General features: G+C 59.7%; 2 protein-coding genes and 3 pseudogenes. 3 read left to right on the top strand and 2 right to left on the bottom strand.

All coding sequences use genetic code 11. From position 1 onward, the window contains the following. From EVC45_RS46390 to EVC45_RS43780, 3 genes and pseudogenes are all read left to right on the top strand, one after another. A pseudogene (locus EVC45_RS46390) lies at positions 1-275 on the top strand (hypothetical protein); the annotation flags it as partial. 164 nt (positions 276-439) lie between these two features. Beyond that, a pseudogene (locus EVC45_RS43785) lies at positions 440-810 on the top strand (transposase); the annotation flags it as partial. A gap of 201 nt (positions 811-1,011) precedes the next feature. After that, positions 1,012-2,193, top strand: a complete 1,182-nt coding sequence (locus EVC45_RS43780; RefSeq protein WP_129964254.1) for an aminotransferase class V-fold PLP-dependent enzyme — start codon at positions 1,012-1,014, stop codon at positions 2,191-2,193. A gap of 190 nt (positions 2,194-2,383) precedes the next feature. On the opposite strand, the gene EVC45_RS43775 is transcribed toward EVC45_RS43780, so the two are convergent. Together EVC45_RS43775 and EVC45_RS47455 are read right to left on the bottom strand one after the other, a co-directional pair. Beyond that, the gene (locus EVC45_RS43775; protein ID WP_129964253.1) at positions 2,384-3,583 is read right to left on the bottom strand and encodes an MFS transporter; all 1,200 of its coding nucleotides are present in this window, start codon (positions 3,581-3,583) and stop codon (positions 2,384-2,386) included. 51 nt (positions 3,584-3,634) lie between these two features. Continuing rightward, positions 3,635-3,802, bottom strand: a pseudogene (locus EVC45_RS47455) (cysteine dioxygenase); the annotation flags it as partial.

The raw sequence follows: 3,802 nt of genomic DNA, 5'->3' as shown, positions 1-3,802 counted from the left end.
GGAAGAGGGCAGTTGGCATGCTGACGTTCGGGCAGCAAATTCGTAGTTCTTTGTGGCTCGTGACTTACTATCTGATGACCCTGATCGCCTCATATCTTGGACCATTTGGCGGCATTGGAATAATTCCTCATCCCTACGATTTTATGATCGTATGTATTGTCGCCCTTGTTGTCTATTACTGGGGTGCGAAGTCGGGGGCCCCGAGAGCAAATGTTCATTCGCCGAAGCAGTTCGAATTCGTCAGCGACATGACTGAATATCCTGCCCGTACGTAAGCGTTGAAGCGGTTATAAGGTCGCCAGCCCGTAGAGGATCTGGGGCCAGTCTGGTGAATCGCATAAAACTTTCGACGGTCACAAAGCGTTGACAGGGCATACAGGCCAATCCTCACCCAGCAGGCATTTCGCAATCGTTTTCCTGAGCTATAGACGGCTGAGGAGGTCGGCCAGCCACATCACCGGGGTTGATTGCTGGTTTGTTGTATCTCCAGCATGCGTTCGATCTGTTGGACGAGGAAGTGGTCTGGCAATGGGTGGAAAACCCGCATAGGCAGGTCTTTCACTGGCGAAACATTTTTGCAGACCGAGTCGCCGATCGGTCCGTCGAGTCTGACGCGCTGACGCAAGCGCCTGGGTGAGGCCGGCGTTGAAGAGCTGCTGGCCGAGCCGATCGAAGCGGCGAAGCGCGCGGGCGTGATCAAGGCCTCAAGCGCAAAGCGCGTTATCGTTGACACGACGGTTATGCAAAAAGGCGGTCGCTCATCCAACCGATTCGCGTCTGTTCGAGCTGTGTCGCGAACATCTGGTGAAGGGTAGACACTTGGACGAAAGGCGCGACAGCGGGTTCGGAGACGCTGACGGTAGCGCGGCACAATATTCTGCCTGTGCTGGGAAAATCCCATCATCCGTGCGGTTTGGTCTGCCTGAACAACGGCCCAGGCGGCCTTGTACACGGTAAATTAGCTTCGGCTTTGCAGATGCGACCCGCCGAAATCAGAACAGGACCAGAAACATGCTTGCAGGTACTACATGCGAAATGAACGCCGGCGTGGACTGGGCACAGGTGCGCGAGGCGTATCCCGGGCAGCATCCGCTGCTCAATCTGAACAATGCAGCGGTGAGCCCGCCGCCTCTCGTCGTCGAACAGGCGGTCATCGACGCCTACCGCTTCGTCAGCAAAAATCCTGACGTTAACATGTGGACAGGCCTTGACGCGACGCTTCCGGACATCAAGCGGCAGTTGGCGACACTCGCCGATTGCGACGCAGAGGAGATCGCGCTCAACCGGAACGCGAGTGAAGGACTGAGCGTTGCAATTTTTGGCATCGCCTTATCGACTGACGATCGTGTGCTCGTGTCGCCGTGGGACTATCCGAGCGCACTTGGCGGCTGGCAACAGCGCCAGGCACGCGAGGGCATCGTCGTCGACACGGTGGCCTTCGATGTACTGGCAAGCGATGAAGAGATCGTCGCCGCGTATTCGTCCGCGATCCGCCCCGCCACGCGCGTGCTGCACCTCACCCATATGCTCCACTGGACAGGCCGAGTGCTACCAGTCGCGCGGCTGTGTGCGCTCGCGCGGGAGCGCGGCATTATTACCATCGTCGACGCAGCGCAATCTTTCGCGCAAATGCCCATCAGCTTTCGCGAGTTGGGCTGCGATTTCTTCGTGACGAGCCTGCACAAATGGCTCGGCGCGCCCGTCGGCAACGGCATGCTGATCGTCAATCGACGACATCTGCGCGAAACCTGGCCTTTGCTCGCTCCGTTCGATGCCACGCCCGACACGGTGGACAAGTTCGATCACTGGAACCTCGGCACCTACAACTCGGCGTTGCAGGCAGGCATCGAACCGGCGATCCGTTTTCATCAGGCGATCGGTGTCGGGAATATTCATGCAAGGTTAAGGGCGCTCACCCGCTACTGGACGCGGCGCGCCGCTGACATTGATGGCTTGCGCATTCACACGCCGCTCGAGGCCAATACGCTCGGCGCGGTGAGCCTGTTTTCTGTCGACGGCATCGATGCCGCGCGCCTCGAACGCACTTTGAGGCAATCATTCTCCGTTCATGTTAAATACCGGCGCGTTGGCCAGCTGGAAGGTCTGCGTGTGTCGCCGCATATCTACATGAACGAAGCGGATCTGGATGTATTCATGGATGCACTGCACGCGGCCGTCAAAGACGTTACCTGAGCCGGTCGTGGTCGCCGCACCGATGTGAGTGACGGAAACGGAAGTCATCAATCTGAAGCCGACGCTCTTTATCAGCCGCACCTGCTCAGCTTCACGCGGGTTCGCCCGTATATCGGGCGTCGCCGCGAGAACTCCACACACCTCCGCTCGGGTCATTCCGGATGCCAGGTGAGACCAAAAGGTGATGAGGTCAACTGCGGTGCGCCAGTGGGCCGGTTCGCGGCTGCCGCCACCGCAGCCAGAAGAGGCCGGTGACTGCTATCAACACCGGGAGCAACATGAGAGCACATAGCACGTCCCATCCGTAGCTCGCCAGCAGACCGCCTGACGCGAACGAGCCGACGACCATGGCACCGAACACTACGAAGTCGTAAATGGACTGCACGCGAGGGCCTTCCGCCGGCGCGTGACATGCTAATACCAGGGCGGAAGCGCCCAGGAACCCGAAGTTCCAACCCAGACCGAGCAGCATGAGCGCTACCCAGAAGTGATCCACCGACAAGCCGGTCATGCCCGTGACGGAGGCCAGCGCAATCAACGCCAACCCCGCCAGGATGACAGTCGGCGCACCAACGCGCGCAATCAGCCGTCCCGTAAAGAAGCTCGGCAAATACATGGCGATCACGTGGATCTCGATGCCATAATTGGAGTGCACGCGCGGGATACCGCACAACTCCATGGCAAGCGGCGCTGACGTCATCATGAAGTTCATCATCATGTAGCTCACGACGCCGCAGAGCATGGCGACTACGAAGCGCGGCTGCCGTACGATGGCAGAGCTGGGCCGGCCCTGTGCGTGGACGGAGACTGGAGGCTGGTGCTCAAACCGCACGCCCATCAGCACGATGCCTGAGAGCACCGCAGCGCCGGCGGAGCTCAGGTAGGTTACCGCGTACGCATGCGGTGACCACAGATTCATGGTGACGGTAACCAGCTGCGGCCCCAGTACGCCGGCGGCAATGCCCCCGGCCAGCACGGTCGACATGGCGCGGGCCCGACTCTCTGCTGGCACGCATTCCGCAGCTGCAAACCGGAACGTCAGCACCGCGGCGGCGTACGCGCCACCAGACAGCATCGCGACGCAGAACAGGCTGAACGACTGAATGACCAGCGCAAGCGCTGCTAACAGTCCGACGATGACGCCACAGGCATTGCCAAAGAGCGCAGCAGCTTTCCGACCGTATCGCCTTGTCATTACGCCAATTGGGAGCGTGGCGGCGGCCATGCCGACAACGAAGATGGATACAGGCAATGTCGCGAGCGACGGCGTCGGGGCAAGCATGTGGCCGATGATGGCGGCGGTGGCATAGACGACAGTGGAGTTGGCTCCCGCCAAGGCTTGCGCAGTGGCCAGACGAACAACGTCGGCGTTGATTCTTGAAGTAGACATCAGGACTGGATCACCCTTGGGATAAATCGAGCCAACGCATCTGTTGGCTGGCTACGCGGAGATTTCGGCCTCGTTGGAGTAACCGGAGATGAAAGGTTTGCGCATGCTCGTCTGAGGGTCGAAGACATGCCGCGAGATCCGGCCGATGTTCCCGCCGTAGACGTGAACGCTGATTGAGACGCGATCATCATACGTGTTGGACACTCTGTGGATGTCGCC

The organism is Paraburkholderia sp. UYCP14C, from assembly GCF_004197395.1.
Lineage (GTDB): Bacteria > Pseudomonadota > Gammaproteobacteria > Burkholderiales > Burkholderiaceae > Paraburkholderia.
The sequence above is the reverse complement of the archived record's forward strand: the minus strand, read 5'-3'. Positions and strand labels throughout refer to the sequence as shown.

What these genes read in the sequence shown, in the direction of transcription:
- EVC45_RS43780 (WP_129964254.1), top strand. Translation starts at nt 1,012, where the DNA reads ATGCTTGCAGGTACTACATGCGAAATGAACGCCGGCGTGGACTGGGCA.
- EVC45_RS43775 (WP_129964253.1), bottom strand. Translation starts at nt 3,583, where the DNA reads ATGTCTACTTCAAGAATCAACGCCGACGTTGTTCGTCTGGCCACTGCG.